21 protein-coding genes and 1 riboswitch are annotated in these 22,965 nt (G+C 38.1%); of the genes, 19 read left to right on the top strand and 2 right to left on the bottom strand.

The window, feature by feature from the left end; genetic code table 11:
• Positions 1-71: 71 nt before the first annotated feature.
• The gene (locus LRP81_RS01695) at positions 72-749 is read right to left on the bottom strand and encodes a PspA/IM30 family protein (protein WP_230499491.1); all 678 of its coding nucleotides are present in this window, start codon (positions 747-749) and stop codon (positions 72-74) included.
• Positions 750-956: 207 nt separating this feature from the next.
• On the opposite strand from LRP81_RS01695, the gene polX reads away from it, so the two are divergent.
• The 12 genes from polX (at position 957) to LRP81_RS01635 (ending at position 16,206) form a co-directional block, all read left to right on the top strand.
• Positions 957-2,687, top strand: coding sequence for a DNA polymerase/3'-5' exonuclease PolX (gene polX, locus LRP81_RS01690; protein ID WP_230499490.1), 1,731 nt, complete (start codon positions 957-959; stop codon positions 2,685-2,687).
• Between the two features lie 28 nt (positions 2,688-2,715).
• Positions 2,716-5,073 (top strand): endonuclease MutS2, encoded by a 2,358-nt coding sequence (locus tag LRP81_RS01685; protein ID WP_230499489.1) that lies wholly within the window; start codon positions 2,716-2,718, stop codon positions 5,071-5,073.
• A gap of 15 nt (positions 5,074-5,088) precedes the next feature.
• A complete protein-coding gene (locus LRP81_RS01680; RefSeq protein ID WP_230499488.1) occupies positions 5,089-5,496 on the top strand; it encodes a DUF350 domain-containing protein in 408 nt (135 codons plus the stop codon).
• A gap of 287 nt (positions 5,497-5,783) precedes the next feature.
• Positions 5,784-6,521, top strand: coding sequence for a CPBP family intramembrane glutamic endopeptidase (locus LRP81_RS01675; RefSeq protein ID WP_230499487.1), 738 nt, complete (start codon positions 5,784-5,786; stop codon positions 6,519-6,521).
• A 249-nt stretch (positions 6,522-6,770) separates the two neighbouring features.
• Complete coding sequence (locus LRP81_RS01670; protein ID WP_230499486.1) at positions 6,771-8,459, top strand: long-chain-fatty-acid--CoA ligase; 1,689 nt, start codon at positions 6,771-6,773, stop codon at positions 8,457-8,459.
• A 248-nt stretch (positions 8,460-8,707) separates the two neighbouring features.
• Positions 8,708-9,292, top strand: a complete 585-nt coding sequence (locus tag LRP81_RS01665) for a TetR/AcrR family transcriptional regulator (protein ID WP_230499485.1) — start codon at positions 8,708-8,710, stop codon at positions 9,290-9,292.
• A gap of 35 nt (positions 9,293-9,327) precedes the next feature.
• Complete coding sequence (locus LRP81_RS01660; RefSeq protein WP_230499484.1) at positions 9,328-10,101, top strand: enoyl-CoA hydratase; 774 nt, start codon at positions 9,328-9,330, stop codon at positions 10,099-10,101.
• 64 nt (positions 10,102-10,165) lie between these two features.
• Positions 10,166-10,939 (top strand): electron transfer flavoprotein subunit beta/FixA family protein, encoded by a 774-nt coding sequence (locus LRP81_RS01655; RefSeq protein WP_230499483.1) that lies wholly within the window; start codon positions 10,166-10,168, stop codon positions 10,937-10,939.
• A 52-nt stretch (positions 10,940-10,991) separates the two neighbouring features.
• Positions 10,992-11,969 (top strand): electron transfer flavoprotein subunit alpha/FixB family protein, encoded by a 978-nt coding sequence (locus tag LRP81_RS01650; RefSeq protein WP_230499482.1) that lies wholly within the window; start codon positions 10,992-10,994, stop codon positions 11,967-11,969.
• A 337-nt stretch (positions 11,970-12,306) separates the two neighbouring features.
• Entirely contained in the window at positions 12,307-12,621 is a 315-nt protein-coding gene (gene trxA / locus LRP81_RS01645; protein WP_230499481.1) for a thioredoxin, read from the top strand.
• A 186-nt stretch (positions 12,622-12,807) separates the two neighbouring features.
• Positions 12,808-14,580 (top strand): excinuclease ABC subunit UvrC, encoded by a 1,773-nt coding sequence (gene uvrC / locus LRP81_RS01640; protein ID WP_230499480.1) that lies wholly within the window; start codon positions 12,808-12,810, stop codon positions 14,578-14,580.
• A gap of 70 nt (positions 14,581-14,650) precedes the next feature.
• Positions 14,651-14,837: riboswitch (Lysine riboswitch) on the top strand.
• Between the two features lie 127 nt (positions 14,838-14,964).
• Complete coding sequence (locus LRP81_RS01635; protein WP_230499479.1) at positions 14,965-16,206, top strand: aspartate kinase; 1,242 nt, start codon at positions 14,965-14,967, stop codon at positions 16,204-16,206.
• Positions 16,207-16,508: 302 nt separating this feature from the next.
• Here the strand turns inward: LRP81_RS01635 and LRP81_RS01630 are convergent, their stop codons facing one another.
• Positions 16,509-16,940 (bottom strand): YslB family protein, encoded by a 432-nt coding sequence (locus LRP81_RS01630; protein WP_230499478.1) that lies wholly within the window; start codon positions 16,938-16,940, stop codon positions 16,509-16,511.
• Positions 16,941-17,290: 350 nt separating this feature from the next.
• On the opposite strand from LRP81_RS01630, the gene LRP81_RS01625 reads away from it, so the two are divergent.
• From LRP81_RS01625 to racE, 7 genes are all read left to right on the top strand, one after another.
• On the top strand, positions 17,291-17,899 hold the full coding sequence (locus LRP81_RS01625; protein ID WP_230499477.1) for a succinate dehydrogenase cytochrome b558 subunit: 609 nt from the start codon (positions 17,291-17,293) through the stop codon (positions 17,897-17,899).
• A 29-nt stretch (positions 17,900-17,928) separates the two neighbouring features.
• The gene (sdhA, locus tag LRP81_RS01620) at positions 17,929-19,686 is read left to right on the top strand and encodes a succinate dehydrogenase flavoprotein subunit (RefSeq protein WP_230499476.1); all 1,758 of its coding nucleotides are present in this window, start codon (positions 17,929-17,931) and stop codon (positions 19,684-19,686) included.
• On the top strand, positions 19,686-20,453 hold the full coding sequence (sdhB, locus tag LRP81_RS01615; protein WP_399206803.1) for a succinate dehydrogenase iron-sulfur subunit: 768 nt from the start codon (positions 19,686-19,688) through the stop codon (positions 20,451-20,453). The genes sdhA and sdhB overlap by 1 nt, the downstream gene beginning before the upstream one ends.
• Positions 20,454-20,567: 114 nt before the next feature.
• Positions 20,568-21,032: an acyl-CoA thioesterase gene (locus tag LRP81_RS01610; protein ID WP_230499474.1), complete on the top strand. Its 465-nt coding sequence runs from the start codon at positions 20,568-20,570 to the stop codon at positions 21,030-21,032.
• 115 nt (positions 21,033-21,147) lie between these two features.
• Complete coding sequence (gene gerE, locus LRP81_RS01605) at positions 21,148-21,372, top strand: spore germination transcription factor GerE (RefSeq protein ID WP_047972062.1); 225 nt, start codon at positions 21,148-21,150, stop codon at positions 21,370-21,372.
• A 237-nt stretch (positions 21,373-21,609) separates the two neighbouring features.
• Positions 21,610-22,065, top strand: coding sequence for a MarR family winged helix-turn-helix transcriptional regulator (locus tag LRP81_RS01600; RefSeq protein WP_230499473.1), 456 nt, complete (start codon positions 21,610-21,612; stop codon positions 22,063-22,065).
• A 9-nt stretch (positions 22,066-22,074) separates the two neighbouring features.
• Positions 22,075-22,884, top strand: a complete 810-nt coding sequence (gene racE / locus LRP81_RS01595) for a glutamate racemase (RefSeq protein WP_230499472.1) — start codon at positions 22,075-22,077, stop codon at positions 22,882-22,884.
• The last annotated feature ends 81 nt before the right edge of the window (positions 22,885-22,965 follow it).

Here is a 22,965-nt window from a genome sequence, read left to right as displayed (position 1 = left end):
TTCACCTCTTTCTATAACGATAGACATTTTAAAGCTGCAGCATTAAGCTACAGCTTCAATATTTGGGACTATCAATTACCTTTTAACCTTTCTTTTAAGGCAGCTAATTCATTATCTACATTAATACTTTTCTCATCGTATTTAGATGTAAGATTATCAATATCGTCCTTTGGTGCTGCATTTAATTCAGCCATTGCGTTTGCTTCATCAAGTGCTAAATTTACCTTTTCTTCCATTCTACCAAATGCTGAAATTGTTTGACCAGCACCATTTCCAGATGCACCAAGCTTATTCATCTTTTCCTGCGTCTTGGCAACAGACCATTTAGCTTTTAGCATGTTTCGTTTAGATTCTAATTCACCGATATCATTTACTAACTTATCATGCATTTGTCTCATTTGAAGAGAGTTTGTCATCGCAAGTTGATAAGCGGCTTCAAGCTCTGAATGTGTAGTTCCTAGAGTCGTTTTTCTTTCTAAAAACTTTCTGGCATCCTCTTCATTACCAGCTTCCAATGCTTTTATCGCATAGCGTTCCATTTTATCCATGTCTTCCTTACATTCATTAAGCTCTCTTTTGGATCTTTGTTCAGCAGCCATTACAGAAGCTGTTTCAGCTTTCACTTTTCCTAGATCACTATTTAAATTCCTTAAGTATTGATCAATCATTTTCTCCGGGTTCTCTGCCTTATCCAACAAGGCGTTAATATTACTGGACATAATATCTCTGAATCTTGCAATAATGCTCATATATTATTCCTCCTTCGTATTTGTCTCTTATTGGCAAAAATGAACATCCTTTATTAACATGCAAACCTAAAAAGGCTTATAACTATATATCGAATGAAATTGGAAAAAGTTTCGTTTTTTTTTTAAAACCATTAGAAAACATTCTTGGATTGTACATTTTCGCAATTTATTTGTATGATTCTTATAGACAAGCTTATACAAGGTCAGGTGATTAAGTTGAACAAAAAACAGATTATAAAATGGTTAGAAACGATTGCGATATTTATGGAACTAAAAGGCGAAAATACATTTAAAGTCTCAGCATTCAGAAAAGCTGCCCTTTCTTTGGAAAATGATGAAAGAAGCCTTAGTCAAATAGATGATCTTACGAAAATTAGTGGAATTGGAAAGGGTACTGCTGCGGTCATTGAAGAAATTATAGAATCTGGAAAATCTTCCGTTCTGGAAGAGTTGAAAAAAGAAGTACCGGAAGGATTGGTCCCTCTATTGAAACTGCCTGGACTTGGAGGGAAAAAGATAGCGAAACTTTATCAGGAATTGGACGTAGTAGATATCATTACGTTAAAAGAAGCTTGTGAGGCAGGAAAAGTACAGGCACTAGCTGGTTTTGGAAAAAAGACAGAAGAAAAAATTTTAGCTGCAATAGAGGAGGTTGGAAAACGTCCGGAAAGACTTCCAATTTCTTTTATGACTTTGATTGCGGAAAAAGTGGAACTCTTCCTTGACTCAATGGAAGGAATTGAAGAATATTCTCGTGCAGGTAGCTTACGCAGATATAGAGAAACGATAAAGGATCTAGATTTTATTATTGCTACATTGGAGCCAGGTAAAGTTAGAGAGCAGCTTGTTAATATGGATAAAGTGTCAGAAATCGTTGCTAATGGAGATACGAAAGTGTCGATTATCCTAAATTACGATTATGATGTATCAGTTGATTTCCGTTTAGTTGAACCTTTGAGCTTCCCAACGACACTTCATCATTTTACTGGATCAAAAGATCATAATGTCCGCATGAGGCAGCTTGCAAAAGAGCGTGGAGAAAAAATAAGTGAATACGGTGTGGAAATTGTTGAAAGCGGAGAAGTAATACATTTTGATACAGAAGAAGCTTTTTTTTCCCATTTTAATTTACCTTTTATTCCCCCAGAAATAAGAGAAGATGGTAAAGAAGTTGATTTTGTCCTTGAAAATGGACAAGTTCCACTTATTTCATTAAATGACATCCAAGGCGATCTCCACATGCACTCTACCTGGAGCGACGGTGCACATACGATAGAAGAAATGATTGAAGCAAATCGTGCTAAAGGGTATAAGTATATGGCGATTACTGACCATTCACAATTTTTGAGGGTGGCTAATGGATTGACACCGGAAAGACTCAGGCAACAAAATGAAATGATCAAGAAACTTAATGAAAAATATGATGATATTACGATATTGTCTGGCATTGAAATGGATATTCTACCTGATGGATCCCTTGATTATGATGACAGCCTACTAGAAGAATTGGATATTGTTATTGCCTCTATCCATTCAAGCTTCTCACAAAAGCAAGAAGTAATTATGGATAGATTGAAAACTGCATTCGAAAATAAACATGTGGATATTATTGCACATCCGACTGGCCGTTTGATTGGTCGCAGAGGAGGCTATGATGTGGACATGGAAATGCTAATCAAGCTTGCAGCAGAAACCAACACAGCTTTAGAGCTGAATGCAAATCCAAATAGATTAGATCTCTCTAGTGAGTATGTTAAGCTTGCCCAGGAAGCAGGCGTAAAAATAGTTATTAATACAGATGCCCACAGCATTGAGATGCTCGAACACATGGAAGTGGGGGTGGCATCCGCAAGAAAAGGTTGGATAAAGAAAGAAAATGTAATAAATTCATGGAATATTGAAGAGTTAAATAAATTTTTAACACGACACCATACGTAAGGCTAGCAAAGAAGGGAGTTATGGTAACGTGCAACAGAGAGTATTAAAGGTATTGGAATTTCATAAGGTGAAAGAGAAACTTGCAAGTTTTTCGGCTTCCTCATTAGGGAAAGATAAGGTTTCCCAATTGGTGCCAGCAACTAAGTATGATGAAGTAGTAAAAAGCCAGCTACAAACAGATGAAGCTGCTACCATTTTACGACTAAAAGGGGAAGTGCCACTTGGTGGTATCACAGATATCAGGGCACATGTTAAGCGAGCAGAGATAGGTGGGGCATTAAATACCCATGAACTTTTGGATATCGCGGGTACCATTTATGCAGCTAGAAAGCTTGATCGATTTGTAGATGGGCTCAAGGAAGAGGAAATATCTATTCCAATAATGGAAGGGTATATGGAGCAGTTAATTATTTATCCTGAATTGGAACGTAACATTAAAAACTGCATTGATGAATACGGAGAAGTTCTGGACGGTGCAAGCGAAAAGCTCAGGGGTATTCGTCAGCAGCTACGTTCAACGGAATCTAGAGTCCGTGAGAAACTAGAAAGTATGGTCCGATCAAGCAACGCGCAAAAAATGCTTTCAGACGCAATTATTACGATTCGAAATGACCGTTATGTAATTCCTGTGAAACAGGAATACCGTGGTGCATATGGCGGGATTGTACATGATCAATCTTCCTCTGGTGCAACGTTGTTTATAGAACCACAGCAAGTTGTGGACTTAAACAATGTCCTACAGGAAGCAAAAGTGAAAGAAAAATTGGAAATTGATCGGATCCTTGCTGAATTGTCCGCAGAAGTAGCTGAGGTTGCCAAAGATCTTTTAGCAAATATCAATATTCTTGCCGAAATAGATTTTATGTTTGCAAAAGCGAAGTATGGCAAGTATATCCGAGGGACAAAACCAGAAATAAATGATAAGAAATATATAAGGCTAGTACAAGCACGACATCCATTAATCGCAGAAGATATAGTAGTCCCCAATACGATTGAATTGGGAAAAGACTACACTTCTATTGTCATTACTGGACCGAATACTGGAGGAAAGACTGTAACGTTAAAAACGTTAGGCTTGTTAACTCTAATGGCTCAATCAGGACTTCATATTCCTGCTCAAGACGGCTCTGAGATAGGTGTTTTTTCTGCAATTTATGCCGACATTGGTGATGAACAGTCCATTGAACAAAGCTTAAGTACATTTTCCTCCCATATGGTGAATATTGTGGACATCCTTCAAAAAGTGGATTACAACAGTCTGGTACTTTTTGACGAGCTTGGTGCTGGTACAGATCCACAAGAAGGAGCGGCATTGGCAATCTCTATTCTTGATGAAGTCTATCAGCGTGGTGCGTGTGTAATTGCAACTACCCATTACCCGGAGCTGAAAGCATATGGATATAACAGGGAAGGTGTAATCAATGCAAGTGTGGAGTTTGATGTTGATACATTGAGTCCTACATACAGATTACTTATTGGAGTACCAGGAAGAAGTAACGCATTTGAAATTTCCAATCGACTTGGTCTTAATATGGCAGTTATTGAGCGAGCGAAAGGATTTGTCAGCGAAGATAGCAATAAGGTAGAGAACATGATCGCATCCCTTGAGGCTTCACAAAAAAGAGCAGAAGCAGAATGGAAAGAAGCGGAACAAATTAGAATTACTTCAGAAAAGTTACATGAAGAATTGGAACAACAAATGCAAGGTTTAAATGAACAACGCGACAAATTAATGGAAAAGGCAGCAGCTAAAGCAGAAAAGTTGGTGGAAGATGCCAAACATGAAGCAGAACAGATCATCCGAGACCTTCGCAAAATGCGGATGGAGCAGCATGCTAGTGTAAAAGAGCATGAGCTTATTGATGCCAAAAAACGACTAGAGGGTGCAGTCCCCACTGTCAAAAAGTCATCTTCAACGAAAAAACAAGAAATGGTTAATCAAACTCTAGAGCTTGGAGATGAAGTAAAAGTACTTAGCTTGAATCAAAAAGGGCATCTTGTTGAACAAACTAATGAGAAAGAATGGCAAGTACAAATCGGGATATTGAAGATGAAAGTAAAATCAAAAGATATCCAATATATCAGCAGACCAAAGCAAGTGGAAACAAAACCTCTTGCAACAATTAAAGGAAAAGATTATCATGTGAGCCTCGAACTTGATCTTAGAGGAGAACGATTTGAAAATGCGTTAATGAGAGTGGAAAAGTACCTCGATGATGCAGTATTAGCAGGATATCATAGAGTGTCCATCATTCATGGGAAAGGGACAGGTGCACTTCGTGTTGGGGTACAGAACTATTTGAAAAATCATCGGTCCGTGAAGAATTACCGATTTGGGGAAGCTTCAGAAGGTGGCACTGGTGTAACGGTTGTCGAACTGAAATAAGAAGGGAGCCTGTGTATGACAGGATTTTGGGAGAACGAACTGGTAAGAACCGCGGCAAACTTTAGCGTAGTGGTTCTGTGTCTCGTTTTGTTTTTAGCTATTTTTGAACTTGTTACTAGATATAAGAATATGGAAGAACTCAAAAAAGGTAATCTTGCCGTTGCAATGGCCACAGGGGGGAAAATCCTTGGAATTGCAAATATTTTTCGCTATTCCATAGGGAATCATGATTCTATTCTAACGATGATTGGTTGGGGTTCCATTGGGTTTATTCTACTTTTAGTCGCATACTTTATCTTTGAATTTTTAACTCCTAGTTTCAAAGTTGACGAGGAAATCAGAAATGATAATAGAGCAGTTGGCCTGATTTCATTTGTCATTTCTGTTGGATTGTCATTTATTATCGGTGCAAGTATAAGGTAAGGAGAAATTAAGCGTGGAAACTTTAGCGAAGATATTAATTGGTTTATGTGTAATATTTGTATTAATTGGCATTATATATTTGTTTATTGCATAAAAAGAAGAAGCATTAATTGCTTTTAGATTGTAGACAAAAGGGTTTGGAATGGACACATTCCGAACCCTTTTTTACATTGAATTAAACATAGTAATCGTATTTCCTAAAGAAAAACAAATTAAAATTTCTGTTAAAAACCCCCAATTTATTGGTAAAATAAACAAATAAATATCAAAACGGGGTGAAAGACGAAATGGAATATGCCTTTTGGATAATAATCATTTTTACATTAGTATATGAGCCAATTTTTGGTTATTTCGATTTCCAGAAATTCAAACTAAATGTGAAATTAAATGAAAACGCAAGGACAAAATACTACATTAATTCAATTATAAGTCTATGGATTCCCACAATATTTATATTGTTTTTAATTGTATTTACTGACCTTACATTCACTAATATTGGACTAACCTTCCCAACTATCAATACCGAAGTACTTGGTCCAATTACTACCTATTCTGTATTCGCTATTGCCCTAGTGTATCTACTCGGTATTACATATTATTTAATCGGATATCGATATAGCGATAAGATTAGAAAAAAACTATCACAAGCAAAAGAAAACCAATGGGATAATGTAGAATTCTCGGACATACTACCTACAACTACAAAAGAAAAAAAATGGTGGAATTACGTTTCTATTACGGCCGGAATAACGGAGGAAATTATATATAGAGGATTTTTAATTTTTGCTTTATCGTTCTTATTTCCGAATTTTTCTATATGGATTATTATCTTCTTATCATCGTTATTATTCGGTCTCGCTCACACATACCAAGGCTTTATGACAGGAGTATTAAGGACAACTATTTTTGGAGTCATCTTTTCTATTCTATATATCGGATTGGGGTCAATTTTACCACTCATCGTTTTTCATTTCCTCATCGACTTTTTCGCTAAATTAGGAGAATTAGAGAAAGATAAACAATAAAGAATACAAGCTCTTATTAAAACTCATTGCTTGATGGGTAGCTCATATTAATTAACTTCACATCAGCATGGTTTTGCACAAAGTATTTTTACAATTAGGATTGTCTAAATTGCTAAAAAAGTGAATGGAAATTCATTTTATTTGAAAAAATCAAAAAAATGTTATATTTTACTACTAAATACTGATATACTATAACATACAGATGTGGGCCTTTTGTAGTAGTACAGGCCGATTAAGGGAGGGAATGAAATGGAACAAGAAGTGAAAAAGCCATGGCTATCACTGTATCCAGAAGAAATACCTCATGAGATCAACTTCGAAGAGAGAACGTTGCAATCTTACTTAAAGCAAGCTGCTGAAGAGCATCCATCAAAAACGGCTATCAGTTTCCTTGGGAAAAAACTAACGTTTGAAGAAGTGTATGATCAATCTTTAAAGCTGGCAAACTACTTAAAAACACTCGGTGTTGAAAAAGGCGACCGCGTATCTATTATGCTTCCGAACTGTCCGCAAGCGGTTATAAGTTATTATGGAGTTCTGTTTTCCGGGGGAATAGTTGTTCAGACTAATCCGCTTTATATGGAAAGAGAATTAGAATACCAATTAAATGACTCAGATTCAGAAATAATTATAACTTTGGATATTCTATATCCTAGAGTGTCAAAAGTGAAAGCGCTAACAAAATTAAAAAATATTATTGTTACTGGCATAAAGGACTATCTCCCTTTTCCAAAAAATATGATTTACCCATTCGTGCAGAAAAAACAATATGGAATAGTTGTGAAAGTCGAACATAGTGGAGAAAATCATTTATTTACAGAAGCGATTAAAGAATCAGAGGCACAAACCATTGATATACCAATAGACCCAAAAGAAGATTTGGCATTACTTCAATATACAGGGGGGACTACTGGTTTTCCGAAAGGTGTCATGCTTACCCATCTAAACTTAGTATCAAATACGATGATGTGTGTGAAATGGATGTACCGCTGTAAGCGAGCTCAGGAAAAAGTTATCGGTATATTACCCTTTTTCCATGTGTACGGTATGACAGCAGTCATGAACCTTTCCATTATGCAAGCATTTGAAATGATTCTGTTGCCTAAATTTGATCCAGAAACTACATTGAAAACTATTCATAAGGAAAAGCCGACACTTTTCCCTGGTGCACCGACAATTTATATTGCATTATTAAATCATCCGAATATAGAAAAATATGATCTTTCTTCTGTTGATTCATGCATCAGTGGTTCTGCAGCATTGCCAGTGGAGGTGCAGGAACAATTCGAGCGTGTCACAGGTGGTAAGCTTGTTGAAGGCTATGGATTGTCAGAAGCTTCTCCAGTTACTCATGCTAACTTCCTGTGGGATGAAAGGGTTACAGGTAGTATTGGTATTCCTTGGCCAAACACTGAATCCATTGTACTATCCATGGAAACGGGAGATATGGCACCAATTGGTGAAATAGGTGAAATCGCTGTAAGAGGTCCTCAAATCATGAAGGGATACTGGAATCGTAAAGAAGAAACAGAAGCAGTGCTTAGAGATGGATGGCTTTTGACAGGTGATCTTGGTTATATGGATGAACGGGGTTACTTTTATGTTGTGGATAGAAAGAAAGACATGATTATTGCGGGGGGCTTTAATATCTATCCACGTGAAATTGAAGAAGTGCTTTATGAGCATGAACAAATTCAAGAAGTAGTGGTTGCTGGTGTTCCAGACCCTTATCGTGGTGAAACCGTTAAGGCATACATCGTGAAGAAAAAAGGAGCTACCTTGACAGAAGAAGAATTGGATCAATATGCTCGGAAACATCTAGCTGCTTATAAGGCGCCAAAACTTTATGAATTCAGGGAAGAACTTCCAAAGACTGCGGTAGGGAAAATATTAAGAAGAGCTTTGGTGGAGGAAGAAAAAGAGAAGATTGCTAAATAGTGTGTGGAAAGAATTTTTTACGTGATCATCTAGCTAGTAGTTGAGATATTAAATTTTCTTTTCATTGTCACGATTTATGAGAAGAGAGATTTACTTGGAGAGGGGATATTTCAGCCCCTCTCCTCATATTTTCAGAATAGATTTTTGAGTCAGATTATGATAAGATATTAATTGACAGCATAGCAGGGTTACAGTATTATGAAAATATGAATGATTGTTCATTCATTTTTGTAAAAGGAGCGAAAAGGTTGAAACAACAAAAGCCTAAATATAAACAAATAATAGATGCTGCCGTCATTGTTATCGCTGAAAATGGCTATCATCATGCACAGGTTTCAAAGATTGCCAAACAAGCTGGAGTTGCAGACGGTACAATCTATTTATATTTTAAAAACAAAGAAGACATCTTGATTTCTCTATTTCAGGAGAAAATGGGTCTCTTCGTCGAAAAGATTCGGCAAGAAATTGCAGGAAAATCGACAGCAAAAGAGAAATTATTAACATTGATTGAAAAGCATTTTTCCATGCTGGCAGTAGATCAGCATCTAGCAATAGTGACACAGCTTGAACTACGCCAGTCGAATTTGGAACTTCGCCTGAAGATAAATGAAGTGCTGAAAGATTATCTTCAAGTTGTGGATGATATTCTCATAGCTGGGAAAGAATCAGGCGAGCTTCTTCATGATCTTGATGTTCGACTTGCTAGACAAATGGTATTTGGAACAATTGATGAAACAGTTACCACTTGGGTAATGAATGATCAGAAATATGATTTGACTTCAATTGCCCCAAAAATTCATCATCTACTAATCAAAGGTTTTGGAGCAAATTAATACTTGCTCCATGCCTTACATAAGGAGGAGATAAAGTGGATTACTTGCAATGGAAGGTTGAAGACAGGATCGCAACAATTTCTATAAATAAAGCACCAGCGAATGCTTTGTCTTCCTTAGTTTTGAAAGAGCTTTCATTTTTGATGAATGACTTGGAGAAACAGGAAGAAGTAAGAGTAATTGTCTTGCATGGAGAAGGTAGATTCTTCTCTGCAGGTGCAGATATAAAGGAATTTACCACGGTTGAAACAGGAGAGGAATTCACGCAGCTTGCCAAGTACGGCCAAGACCTCTTCGAAAAAATGGAGAATTTCCCAAAACCTATTATAGCTGCCATCCACGGAGCTGCTTTAGGTGGAGGTCTGGAGCTTGCAATGGGATGCCACATAAGGCTTGTTACAAAGAATGCTAAACTTGGTTTACCTGAACTGCAGCTCGGATTAATACCTGGATTTGCAGGAACACAACGCCTGCCGAGACTTGTTGGCTCTGCAAAAGCATTTGAGATGCTATTCACAAGTGATACGTTAACTGGTGAAGAAGCTGTTCAATGGGGTCTAGCAAATAAAGCCGTCGATGAAGAAGTTTTGATGGATGAAGCTTTGAAGATGGCGAAGAAAATTGCACAAAAAGGTCCAATATCTGTTGCTTCAGTTATTGAATTGTCCCGATATGCCAAGCATCAGGAATTTTATCATGGCGTAGATCAAGAAGCTCAATTATTTGGTAAGGTTTTTACTTCTGAAGATGGAAAAGAAGGTATCTCAGCATTTATTGAAAAAAGAGCACCAGAATTTAAAGGGAAATAATTTTTTTTGCAGTAAAGAATCTGAATATTACTAATTAAAATAATGTTTAAACGGAGGTACTGTGATGAATATTTTTGTATTATTGAAAAGAACATTTGATACGGAAGAAAGGTTGACTGTAGCAAATGGCAGCATAAATGAAGACGGTGCTGAATTTATTATCAACCCATACGACGAATACGCAGTAGAAGAAGCTATTCGTGTAAGAGATGAGCATGGGGGAGAAATAACCGTTGTAACAGTTGGAACGACAGAAGCAGAAAAAGAACTTCGAACTGCATTGGCAATGGGGGCTGATAAGGCCGTGTTAATAAATACTGAAGATGATGTAGAAAATGGTGACCAATATACGACAGCAAAAGTTTTAGCAGAATTCTTGAAAGATAAAGAGGCGGACTTGATTATTGGTGGTAATGTAGCCATTGATGGGGGTTCTGGACAGGTAGGACCTCGTGTGGCCGAATTGCTAAATATTCCATACGTAACAACCATTACGAAATTAGAGATTGATGGTGAAACGGTTTCAATCGTACGAGATGTGGAGGGAGATTCAGAAGTAATTGAAACTTCTTTACCGTTACTTGTCACTGCACAACAAGGGTTGAATGATCCGCGTTATCCATCTCTACCAGGTATCATGAAGGCGAAGAAGAAGCCATTAGATGAATTGGAACTTGATGATCTTGACTTGGAAGAAGAAGATGTAGAAGCAAAAACAAAAACATTAGAAATTTACCTTCCACCTAAAAAAGAAGCAGGTCGAGTGCTGCAGGGAGAATTAGAAGATCAAGTTAAAGAACTAGTATCTGCATTAAGAAACGAAGCGAAAGTTATCTAATATATTCGATTGGTTTATATATAGATAGTTATTTGGACAGGAGGAGACAAACATGGCAAGAAAAGTGTTAACATTAGCAGAAGTACGTGATTCAGCATTGCGTAATGTATCGTTTGAAGCAATTGCAGCTGCAAAAACTGTAGCTGAGGGTGGGGAAGTTGTAACTGTTTTAGCTGGAGAGAGTGTAGGGTCTTTAGCACAGGAACTAATTGCTTTTGGAGCAGACCGAGTTATTACAGTAGAACATGCTAATTTGAAAGCGTACACATCTGATGGATACTCCCAAGCTTTAATGGCTGTATTGGATGCTGAGAGTCCAGAAGGAATTATTTTTGGTCATACTGCACTTGGAAAAGACCTTTCACCTAAACTTGCTTCAAAATTAAATTCTGGGTTGATTTCAGATGCAACTGAAGTTGAAGAAGTCGGGGGTAATCTTGTATTCACAAGGCCAATTTACTCAGGAAAAGCATTTGAAAAGAAAATCGTAACGGATGGGGTCATTTTTGCTACCATTCGTCCAAATAACATCGCATCCCTTCAAAAAGACGATGCGCGTTCTGGAGATGTATCCTCATTAGAAGTTGATGTGAAAGACCTTCGTACCATCATTAAGGAAGTTGTACGAAAAGCAACAGATGGAGTGGATCTTTCAGAGGCGAAAGTTGTTGTGGCAGGTGGTCGCGGAGTAAAAAGCACAGATGGATTTGAACCATTAAAAGAACTTGCAGACGTACTTGGTGCCGCAGTTGGTGCTTCTCGAGGAGCATGTGATGCTGATTATTGCGACTACTCCATGCAAATTGGTCAAACTGGAAAAGTAGTCACACCTGATCTTTACATCGCTTGTGGAATCTCGGGAGCAATCCAGCACTTAGCCGGAATGTCTAACTCTAAAGTGATTGTCGCGATAAATAAAGATCCGGAAGCAAACATTTTTAAAGTAGCGGATTACGGAATTGTCGGTGACTTGTTTGAAGTGGTACCACTATTAACCGCAGAATTTAAAAAGCTGTTAGTAACAAATTAATTAAATAGAAAAGTGTAAAACAGTCAGGCTGTAGTATCGGCCTGGCTGTTCTATTATAGAGAGGCTAAAGTAAATAGCTAGTACAAAAATGTGCCCAAGCTCTAAAAGAAATGAAGAGAAAGTGCATAAGCAAAAGGGATAAAGCTTGCAATAAAACAGATTGAAATAAATTCACGATTATGGGAAAAGCTATATTGAAGCAAATAAATAGCATCCCAATATCGGAAATGCTATACTTTATCTATATTTAAGACTCTGGAGGATATTCCCTTCTGACAGAGTCATGGTTAACTGCAATATTGTTAATCATGAGACAAAAGGTGTAGGAGGAATTATAATGGCAATTACAAATGCAACTGACCAAAACTTTACTCAAGAAACAAGCGACGGTCTTGTACTGGCAGACTTTTGGGCACCATGGTGTGGTCCATGTAAAATGATCGCTCCTGTTCTTGAAGAATTAGATCAAGATATGGGAGAAAAAGTGAAGATTGTAAAAGTGGACGTAGATGAAAACCAAGAAACTGCAGGTAAATTTGGTGTAATGAGTATCCCAACTCTACTAGTTATCAAAGATGGCGAAGTAGTTGACAAAGCAGTTGGTTTCCAACCCAAAGAAGCTTTAGCTGAATTATTAAACAAACACGCTTAATAGAAATATGGAACAGAGTCTAGCCTATGGCTGGGCTTTTTTGTTTGATAAAAACAAAAATGTCTAAAATGATTAGCTCCATTAAAGTCCAGCCCGTCCATATCTCTTTACCTCCTTAATGGAACATATGTACGAAACAATGTATAATAAACGTACCACTTATCTTAGGTTGGGAGGAGAAAAAGCTTGAACGATTCATTAAAAGAAAAATTGGCGATCCTGCCTAACCAACCTGGTTGTTATTTGATGAAAGACAGGCAGGGAACGATCATTTACGTTGGTAAGGCAAAAGTATTAAAAAATCGCGTCAGATCTTATTTTACAGGGAGCCATGACGGCAAAACTCTCAGACTTGTAAATGAGATAGTTGACTTTGAATATATTGTGACGTCTTCTAATATTGAAGCATTAATTCTTGAGCTTAATCTTATCAAAAAACATAGTCCAAAATATAATGTCATGCTTAAGGATGACAAGCGTTACCCATTCATTAAAATCACAGCTGAAAAGCACCCTAGACTTTTAATAACTCGTAAAGTAGCGAAAGATAAGGGGAAATACTTCGGTCCATATCCAAACGTGCAGGCTGCAAACGATACGAAGAAACTTCTCGACCGGATTTATCCACTAAGAAAATGTTCTACTTTGCCAGATAGGGTATGTCTTTACTATCATCTGGGGCAGTGCTTGGCACCTTGCGTGGAGCATGTTTCAGATGAGACAAACAGGGAAATGGTTGAAGGTATCGTTAAGTTTTTAAACGGTGGGTACAAAGAAGTAAAAAAAGATCTGACCGAAAAGATGATGTTAGCTTCAGAAAATATGGAATTTGAGCGTGCTCAGGAGTTCCGTGATCAAATCATTAGCATTGAAGCCACGATGGAAAAGCAGAAGATGGAAATGAATGATTTTATTGACAGGGATGTATTTGGTTACTCATATGACAAAGGTTGGATGTGTGTTCAGGTGTTTTTTATTCGCCAAGGCAAACTTATAGAACGTGACGTCTCCCTTTTTCCTATTTATAATGAACCGAATGAAGATTTCCTGACATTCCTTGGACAGTTTTACTCCAAGCAACATCACTTTGTACCGAAAGAAGTGATGCTCCCTTCTAACACTGATTTACACGTAGCGCAGGAGCTTTTACAAACGAATGTTTTTCAGCCGCAGCGTGGTAAAAAGAAACAGCTGGTCGATTTAGCAAACAAAAATGCTAAAGTTGCTCTTGGCGAGAAATTCCAACTGATTGAACGTGATGAAATTCGTACAATTAAAGCTGTTGAAAATCTCGGTGAATTATTGGGAATCATGACCCCACATCGTATAGAGGCTTTCGATAATTCAAATATTCAAGGAACAGATCCCGTTTCTGCCATGGTTGTATTTATCGATGGAAAACCAGAAAAAAGGGAGTATCGAAAATATAAAACCAAAAGTGTACAAGGGCCAGATGATTACGAATCGATGAGGGAAGTAGTAAGAAGAAGGTATACTAGAGTACTAAAAGAAGGACTTCCTCTCCCAGATATCATTGTGATTGATGGTGCAAAGGGGCACATGAGTGCAGTGCGAGATGTATTGGAAAATGAACTTGGCTTATTTATCCCGGTAGTTGGACTTGCAAAAGATGATAAGCACCGCACTAGTAATTTGCTCGCCGGAGAAGATGCGTCAATTGTACCTCTGGAGCGGACTAGCCAAGAGTTTTATCTCCTGCAACGTATTCAAGATGAAGTCCACCGTTTTGCTATCACCTTCCATCGTCAATTAAGAAGTAAGAGCGTTTTCCAGTCTATTCTTGATGAAATAAATGGAGTAGGAGCAACCAGGAAAAAAGCATTGATGAAGCATTTTGGTTCTGTAGCAAAAATGAAGGAAGCAACGGTAGAAGAGATACAAGAAGCCAAAATACCTAGACAGCTGGCAGAAGATATTTTTAAAAAACTTCGTGAATAGGTGTTGTAAGGAAACTAAAGGTCTGTTATGATTACTATTAATTTCATAATGTGCCACTTCAAATTATTGAAGTGATGATAGAGGTGCGAACTTCAAAAGTATGTAATCGGAGAAGAAAGAGCTTCCGAGAAGATTACGGAAAGGGGAGGATCGCCGAAGTAAAAAAAAGTCTCTTTTTCTTTTTTTTACTGGTTCTGCGTTTAAGAAATGTAGGACTGTCAGGTTTACTTCGTGTTGCCTGGAGAGCTATCTCACCGCGTGAACGGATACTCGATTTATGCCAATCACAGCAATGAGACTTTAGCTCATTGCTGTTTTTTTATATCCAAAATCTGTAGCTTTCTATCTACATTATGATGAATTTTATACAAAGGAATGGTGTGCATGTCAACGATTGTTGTACAGAAATTCGGAGGAACATCAGTGGGGTCGGTTGAAAGAATTCAACATGTGGCAGGAAGGGTCATCAAAGAAGTAGAAAACGGAAATAAGGTAGTGGTGGTTGTTTCTGCAATGGGAAAAACAACGGATGAGTTATTGACATTGGCAAATGCCATTAACCCCCATCCTAGTAAAAGAGATATGGATATGCTCTTGACTACAGGAGAGCAAATTACAATTTCGCTCCTTTCGATGGCATTGCAGATGAGAGGGCATGAAGCAGTTTCGTTAACTGGCTGGCAGGCTGGAATACGTACAGAGCCAATTCATGGAAATGCTAGAATTACAAACATTGAAACGGACCTATTACAGAGTTATTTAGATTCAGGGAAAATTGTTATTGTTGCAGGCTTTCAGGGGATTACAGCAAGTAACGAAATCACTACGCTTGGTCGCGGTGGCTCTGATACAACTGCAGTTGCATTAGCTGCAGCTTTACAGGCGGAAAAATGTGATATTTATACTGATGTGACAGGGGTATTCACTACAGATCCAAGGTATGTTAAAGACGCTAGAAAACTTGCTGCTATTGCTTATGATGAAATGCTTGAGCTTGCAAACCTTGGTGCAGGAGTACTTCATCCACGTGCGGTGGAATTTGCCAAAAATTATGGAGTTCAGCTCGTTGTGAGATCCAGTATGGAAGATGTAGAAGGAACGATTATTGAGGAGGAAGTTTCCATGGAAAAAAATCTAGTAGTAAGAGGAATTGCATTTGAAGATCAAATTACACGTATTACGGTATGTGGACTACCTAATGAACTACATACGTTGTCAACCATATTTACTACATTGGCAAATCATAAGCTGAATGTTGACATTATTATTCAAACAAGCATGGATAAAGATACAACAAATATTTCCTTCTCCGTCAAAACGGTGGACGTGAGTGAAACTATTGAAGTCCTGGACCAGTATCAGGATCGCCTTGGATTTACTTCCATTGAGCAAGAGAGCGGGTTAGCGAAAGTTTCTATCGTAGGATCAGGTATGGTTTCAAATCCTGGTGTTGCAGCAGAAATGTTCCAAGTTCTAGCTACAGAAGGCATTCGTGTAAAAATGGTCAGCACATCAGAAATTAAAGTTTCAACAGTAGTGGACGTGAATGAGATGGTTCATGCAGTAGAGGCGTTGCATGTGGCGTTCAAGCTTGGTGAAGAGTCTGTCGAGCGAGTGATGAGTTAAAAGCTAAGCAGTGCTTCATGATAATTACAAAATTTAATTTGATGGATACTACAAATTCAAAGTATGTCATCTGTTTGAGGGGCTGTCCAGAAAGTGAATACTTTCGTCTGGCAGCCTCTATTAATTAAATAAGTTCTATTAAACGTTGCTGTTTATCTCAGCAACGGCTTCGCTTTCCATAGAAGTAGAAAAAAACCAAACTCCTCACATGAGGAATTTGGTCTTTAAAATTGCCACCCTTAAGGTAGCCTGTTTAGCCGGAATACTGAGAAACCGATAACCACCCTGGAGGCAGCAAACAATTATTTATCCCATTGAACGGTAATAATAATCTCTTTACGTTTTTTCTGCTCTTCCATTGCTTCCGCTGTTTTTCCTTTTTGACGTTGAATCTGTTCGGCGAGGAACCCTGCTTCCAGTTGGAAAGTAGCATCTTTATTAAGGTCAAGTCTGCGTTCTACCATTTTACCACGTATAACGAATTTTACTTCGTATTTACTTTGTTCCGTAATTTCAAGTTCACCCCAACCCGCTTCACGGAAAAATTGAGTAAAATCTTCGTGAGTATCGATAGGGAATTTGCGGGCAAGTTGTTTGCCAGCCCAATAAATAATTTGAGTGTGGTCTTTCCCTAATAGATCAGGAAGGAGCATGTCGCGAATCAGTTCATATCCAAAGATAGGAACTTGTAGTTGTTTGTCTATTACATCTTGTTGATTGTTCGATTCTGTCATTTGGTTCCCCTCTTTCTCTAAGTCCATTATATACTATTCAAACTCGTTAATAAATAAAACGTATGGAGCATTTTATTCTATTAATATATTTTTATATTTTTCAGAAAATGATAGCTCGTGTAAGTTTTTATAAAAGTTCAATTTTTGGTCGGGTTTTCTTGACGCTACCAATATCGGGGGGTAAAATAAATGTGTCACATATTTGTCGATATATCTGCAAAGGCTTTCATTTTATTGAAAGTTTCAAAAATGGAATGAGAAGTTCCATGATTTTTTTACTATAATAGATAGTGAAAAAAAGAACTTACTAGCATCAATTTTATTTTTTGACTTAAAAAGGGGGTTTAGTGATGGCAACAGAACGTGAATTTTTACTTCGTAGACTCCATTCTTTACTAGGGGTCATTCCTGTTGGTCTATTCTTGATTCAGCATTTGGTTGTAAACCATTTCGCTACGAAGGGGCCAGAGAGCTTTAACAAAGCGGCACATTTTATGGAGAGCTTGCCGTTCCGTTATGCATTAGAAATTTTTGTGATTTTCCTTCCGATCATTTTCCACGCTATTTACGGCTTATATATTGCTTTTACAGCAAAAAACAATGTAAGCAAGTATGGATTTGTTCGCAACTGGATGTTTATGCTTCAACGTTTTACTGGAATCATTACATTGATTTTTATTGTATGGCATGTATGGGAAACGAGAATCGCAGCTGCTTTAGGAGCAGATGTAAACTACGATATGATGGCTAGCATTCTTTCTAGTCCATTTATGTTAGTATTCTACATTGTTGGTGTAATTGCGACAATTTTCCACTTTGCAAATGGATTATGGTCCTTCTGTGTAAGCTGGGGAATTACCGTAACTCCTCGTTCTCAACTAATTGCAACCTACGTGACGATTGGTATTTTCTTTGCATTATCATTCGTAGGATTACGTGCAATTTTCGCATTCGTTTAATCAGCAACTAATTAAGGAGTGAGTTACATATGAGTAAAAAGGTTATCGTGGTTGGCGGTGGCTTGGCGGGTTTAATGGCAACCATTAAAATCGCAGAAGCAGGCGTACCGGTTGATTTATTTTCATTAGTACCTGTAAAACGTTCTCACTCAGTTTGTGCCCAAGGTGGAATTAATGGGGCAGTAAATACAAAAGGAGAAGGCGATTCTCCGTGGGAACATTTTGACGATACAGTTTATGGTGGGGACTTTCTTGCAAACCAACCACCAGTAAAAGCCATGTGTGAAGCAGCACCTGGAATTATTCATTTATTGGACCGTATGGGCGTAATGTTTAACCGTACACCAGAAGGATTACTTGATTTCCGTCGCTTTGGCGGTACACAGCATCACCGTACTGCATTTGCAGGGGCAACTACTGGACAACAGTTATTGTACGCTCTAGACGAGCAGGTTCGCCGTCATGAAGTATCTGGTCTTGTAACGAAGTACGAAGGCTGGGAATTCTTAGGTTCCATCGTTGATGACCAAGGTGTTTGCCGAGGAATTGTTGCACAAAACCTAACTAGCATGGAGATTGTTTCATTCCCAGCAGATGCCGTCATTATGGCAACTGGTGGACCTGGAATTATATTTGGTAAATCTACGAACTCAGTTATTAATACTGGTTCTGCTGCATCCATTGTGTATCAACAAGGTGCATATTATTCAAATGGAGAATTTATTCAAATTCACCCGACAGCAATCCCTGGAGATGACAAGCTTCGCTTGATGAGTGAATCTGCTCGTGGAGAAGGTGGACGCGTTTGGACGTATAAAGATGGTAAGCCTTGGTACTTCCTAGAGGAAAAATATCCTGCCTATGGAAACCTTGTGCCTCGTGATATTGCAACACGTGAAATCTTTGATGTTTGCGTTAACCAAAAGCTTGGAATTAACGGTGAAAACATGGTGTATTTGGATCTTTCTCATAAAGATCCGAAAGAATTGGATATTAAGCTAGGTGGAATAATCGAAATCTATGAAAAATTCATGGGTGACGATCCTCGTAAAGTACCAATGAAAATTTTCCCAGCTGTTCATTATTCAATGGGTGGTCTATGGGTAGATTATGATCAAATGACAAACATTCCTGGTCTATTTGCTGCAGGTGAATGTGATTATTCTCAGCATGGTGCAAACCGTCTAGGTGCGAACTCCTTACTATCTGCTATTTACGGTGGTATGGTTGCTGGTCCAAAAGCAGTAGAGTATATGTCAGGTTTGGAAAAATCTACAGACTCACTATCTTCCTCTCTTTTCGATCGCTATGTAAAAGAAGAAGAAGAAAAGTGGAATAAGATTATGACGATGTCTGGAACAGAAAATGCTTACGTTCTTCATAAAGAGCTTGGAGAATGGATGACTGACAACGTAACGGTTGTTCGTTACAATGACAAGCTTAAGCAAACAGATGAAAAAATCGTTGAATTACTTGAGCGTTATGACAATATCAATATCAATGACACTGCGAAGTGGAGCAACCAAGGAGCGGCGTTCACTCGTCAGCTTCAACATATGCTTCAACTTTCACGTGTTGTCACAATTGGTGCTCTTAACCGTAATGAAAGCCGCGGAGCGCACTATAAACCGGACTTCCCAGAACGTAACGATGAACAATTCCTTAAAACAACTATGGCGAAATTCACTGGACCAAAATCAGCTCCAGAATTCTTCTATGAGGAAGTGGATGTTAGCCTGATTTCACCACGTAAACGTGACTATTCCAAGAAAAAAGGGGGTAAATAATGATGGCTGAACAAACTAAAACTGTAACGTTTAAAGTGAAGCGTCAGGATGGACCTGAGGGAACCCCTTATTATGAAACATTTGAATTACCGTACCGTCCAAACATGAATGTCATATCTGCACTTATGGAAGTTCGTCGTAACCCTGTTAATAATGAAGGGAAAGAAACAACTCCTGTAAACTGGGATATGAACTGTTTAGAAGAAGTATGTGGGGCTTGTTCGATGGTAATCAACGGCAAACCACGCCAATCCTGTACTGCTCTTGTTGATCAATTAGAACAGCCGATCGTACTTGAACCAATGAGTACTTTCCCAGTTGTGCGTGACCTTCAAGTTGACAGAAGTCGCATGTTTGATTCCTTGAAAAAGGTAAAAGCATGGATTCCTATTGACGGGACATATGATCTTGGACCTGGTCCTCGTATGCCCGAGAAAAAGCGCCAATGGGCATATGAGCTATCTAAATGTATGACTTGTGGAGTTTGTTTGGAAGCATGTCCAAATGTAAATAGCAAATCCGATTTCATCGGTCCTGCACCACTTTCCCAAGTTCGTTTATTCAACGCTCACCCAACTGGAGAGATGAATAAGTCAGAGCGCCTAGAAGAAATCATGGGTGATGGAGGCCTTGCAAACTGCGGTAATTCACAAAACTGTGTGCAATCTTGTCCAAAAGGAATTCCACTCACTACATCAATTGCTGCGCTTAACCGTGATACAACGGTTCAAATGTTCAGAAACTTCTTTGGTAGTGACCAAGGCTAATATACAAATGAAAAGAACGCCTCTTTTTGAAAAAGAGGCGTTTTTTTTCTAACATGATCATTTTAATTTGGTGTCTTGCAATTAAAGAATGTTTCAATAAAGGAGGAATTTTGTATGAAAAAGCTTGCATACATTGATAATCTGCCAGAATGGATGAATGAATTCTCATTCAGTCATCCTGTAAAAGTAAGATTCTCCGAGACGGATATGTTTGGCCATATGAATAACACTGTGCCTTTCGTCTATTTTGAAGAAGCAAGAATCGAGTATTTTAAAAGTCTTGGTTTTATGCAGGACTGGACAAAACCTGGTAGTAATACGATTCCAGTGGTAGCCGATTTGCAATGTGATTTCCTTTCTCAAGTATTTTTTGGAGAGAACTTGGAAATATGTGTGAAGGCAAATGAAGTCGGAACATCTTCTGTCGATCTTCACTATATTGGAAGAAGGAAAGATAGCACACCTTGTTTTGTAGGGAGAGGACGAATGGTGCAACTTAATAGACTAACAGGAAAAGGGGAAGCTTGGAGTGAAAAACAACGAGAACTCTTTCATATAAATGAAACGTTGAAAAAATAAAAAAATCCTTCTAAATGGGTGTAACTCCCGAAAGCCTTCTAACATATTATACCTTGACTAAATATACACCCATCCGCTAGTTCAGCTCTGGCTAAGGCAAGGAGGGTTACAATTATTGAAGGAGAAAGAATTTCAACCAAAGCCATTGCTTACCAAAAGAGAAAGAGAAGTTTTTGAGCTGTTAGTTCAGGATAAAACAACAAAGGAAATTGCTGGTGAGTTGTTTATCAGTGAAAAGACAGTTCGGAACCACATATCAAACGCTATGCAAAAGCTGGGAGTAAAGGGGCGTTCCCAAGCAGTTGTCGAGCTTCTTCGCATGGGAGAATTAGAGCTTTAACCTAATCTGCCGACTATCCTACTAACTTACCAGTTGTGAGTGATAGTCGGTTAATTATTAGGCTAAAAAGCATAGAAAAAGAAGGAATCCCTAGTATTTCCATGTGAGCAAATATGTTTAACTCTTTACAACTTGCTTTTTATATGAAAACATAAGAAAATAAAATTACTACACAAAAATACACTTTACAGCAAATGTTGAAATAAATAGGACAAAAGGGAAGAAAGAGGGTCGAGGATGACAAATCAAAATGAAGTAATCTTGCAAGATCAACAAGTCGTGGCTGATATTGAAAAATCATTAAGATACATAGCAACATTAGTAAAACAAAAGGGTCGCGAAATCCTTAGTAATTATACCATTACACCTCCTCAATTCGTTGCGTTGCAATGGTTGCTAGAAGGTGGGGATATGACAATTGGCGAGCTGTCCACAAAGATGTATTTAGCTTGCAGCACGACAACAGATCTTGTCGACCGGATGGAAAAGAACGAATTGGTTCAACGTGTGAAGGATCCGAATGACCGCCGAGTTGTACGTATTCATCTTCTGGAAGAAGGCGAACGTATCATTGCTGAAGTAATAAGAAAACGGCAGGATTATTTGCAAAACATACTAAAGAACTATTCCAAAGATGAAATTTTCATGTTAGAAAAGTGTTTAGCACGATTACATCTAGAAATGAAAGAATGAGGGATTTAGTTGCAAAGACCAATTGGAGTTATTGATTCAGGAGTTGGAGGCTTGACCGTTGCGAAAGAAATAATGCGTCAGCTTCCGAAAGAACGTATTATTTATCTCGGAGACACAGCCCGCTGTCCATATGGGCCAAGGCCTGTGGATGAGGTCCGTTTATATACATGGGAAATGACTAGATATCTTTTAAACCACAATATTAAGATGTTGGTTATTGCCTGCAATACTGCAACGGCGGTAGTGCTTGACGAAATTCGTGAACAATTAGACATTCCTGTTATTGGTGTGGTCGATCCAGGTGCAAGAACAGCCCTTAAGGTTACCTCAAATCACTTTGTGGGAGTGATCGGCACAGTTGGAACGATCAATAGTGGTGCCTATGCAAATGCGCTTCGTTCGATTAACAATGAAGTGCAAGTGGAAAGTCTAGCATGTCCGAATTTTGTACCCCTAGTAGAAAGCGGCGAGTTTGAAGGCGAACGAGCTAAGGCTATAGTGGAAGATACCTTACATTTATTTAAGGGCTCCAGTATTGATACATTAATTCTTGGTTGTACCCATTATCCTTTGTTGAGACCAACCATCCAAGAAGTGATGGGTGAACATATTCAATTGATTTGTTCAGGTGATGAAACAGCAAGGGAAGTCAGTACAATCTTGAATTTCAAGAGATTGCTGAATCGTAATGAACCATCCGAAAATCATCAATTTTTTACGACAGGTTCCAAGGAACTATTTGAAAAAATAGCGAGTAAGCTATTTGAGCAACCAATCGAAAATGTTAGAACGATTGTACTGGATCCAATTGGAATTTAATAAGGAATGAAAAACAGTCCATATTTATGTGGACTGTTTTTCATTTTGATAGATTCCCCTCCCATTAGATGAGATAAAACT

It is taken from the genome of Sutcliffiella rhizosphaerae, assembly GCF_917563925.1.
In the GTDB taxonomy this organism is placed as follows: domain Bacteria; phylum Bacillota; class Bacilli; order Bacillales; family Bacillaceae_I; genus Sutcliffiella_A; species Sutcliffiella_A rhizosphaerae.
Note: the sequence above shows the minus strand (reverse complement) of the source record. Positions and strands in the feature narration are given on the sequence as shown.

Bases quoted from the DNA above. Each gene is read 5' to 3' on its own strand.
- LRP81_RS01630 (WP_230499478.1), bottom strand. From the start codon at position 16,940: ATGACAGAATCGAACAATCAACAAGATGTAATAGACAAACAACTACAA.
- LRP81_RS01625 (WP_230499477.1), top strand. From the start codon at position 17,291: ATGGCAACAGAACGTGAATTTTTACTTCGTAGACTCCATTCTTTACTA.
- LRP81_RS01695 (WP_230499491.1), bottom strand. From the start codon at position 749: ATGAGCATTATTGCAAGATTCAGAGATATTATGTCCAGTAATATTAAC.
- LRP81_RS01655 (WP_230499483.1), top strand. From the start codon at position 10,166: ATGAATATTTTTGTATTATTGAAAAGAACATTTGATACGGAAGAAAGG.
- LRP81_RS01635 (WP_230499479.1), top strand. From the start codon at position 14,965: ATGTCAACGATTGTTGTACAGAAATTCGGAGGAACATCAGTGGGGTCG.
- LRP81_RS01675 (WP_230499487.1), top strand. From the start codon at position 5,784: ATGGAATATGCCTTTTGGATAATAATCATTTTTACATTAGTATATGAG.
- trxA (WP_230499481.1), top strand. From the start codon at position 12,307: ATGGCAATTACAAATGCAACTGACCAAAACTTTACTCAAGAAACAAGC.
- LRP81_RS01650 (WP_230499482.1), top strand. From the start codon at position 10,992: ATGGCAAGAAAAGTGTTAACATTAGCAGAAGTACGTGATTCAGCATTG.
- LRP81_RS01600 (WP_230499473.1), top strand. From the start codon at position 21,610: ATGACAAATCAAAATGAAGTAATCTTGCAAGATCAACAAGTCGTGGCT.
- LRP81_RS01680 (WP_230499488.1), top strand. From the start codon at position 5,089: ATGACAGGATTTTGGGAGAACGAACTGGTAAGAACCGCGGCAAACTTT.
- sdhB (WP_399206803.1), top strand. From the start codon at position 19,686: ATGATGGCTGAACAAACTAAAACTGTAACGTTTAAAGTGAAGCGTCAG.
- sdhA (WP_230499476.1), top strand. From the start codon at position 17,929: ATGAGTAAAAAGGTTATCGTGGTTGGCGGTGGCTTGGCGGGTTTAATG.
- LRP81_RS01670 (WP_230499486.1), top strand. From the start codon at position 6,771: ATGGAACAAGAAGTGAAAAAGCCATGGCTATCACTGTATCCAGAAGAA.
- LRP81_RS01610 (WP_230499474.1), top strand. From the start codon at position 20,568: ATGAAAAAGCTTGCATACATTGATAATCTGCCAGAATGGATGAATGAA.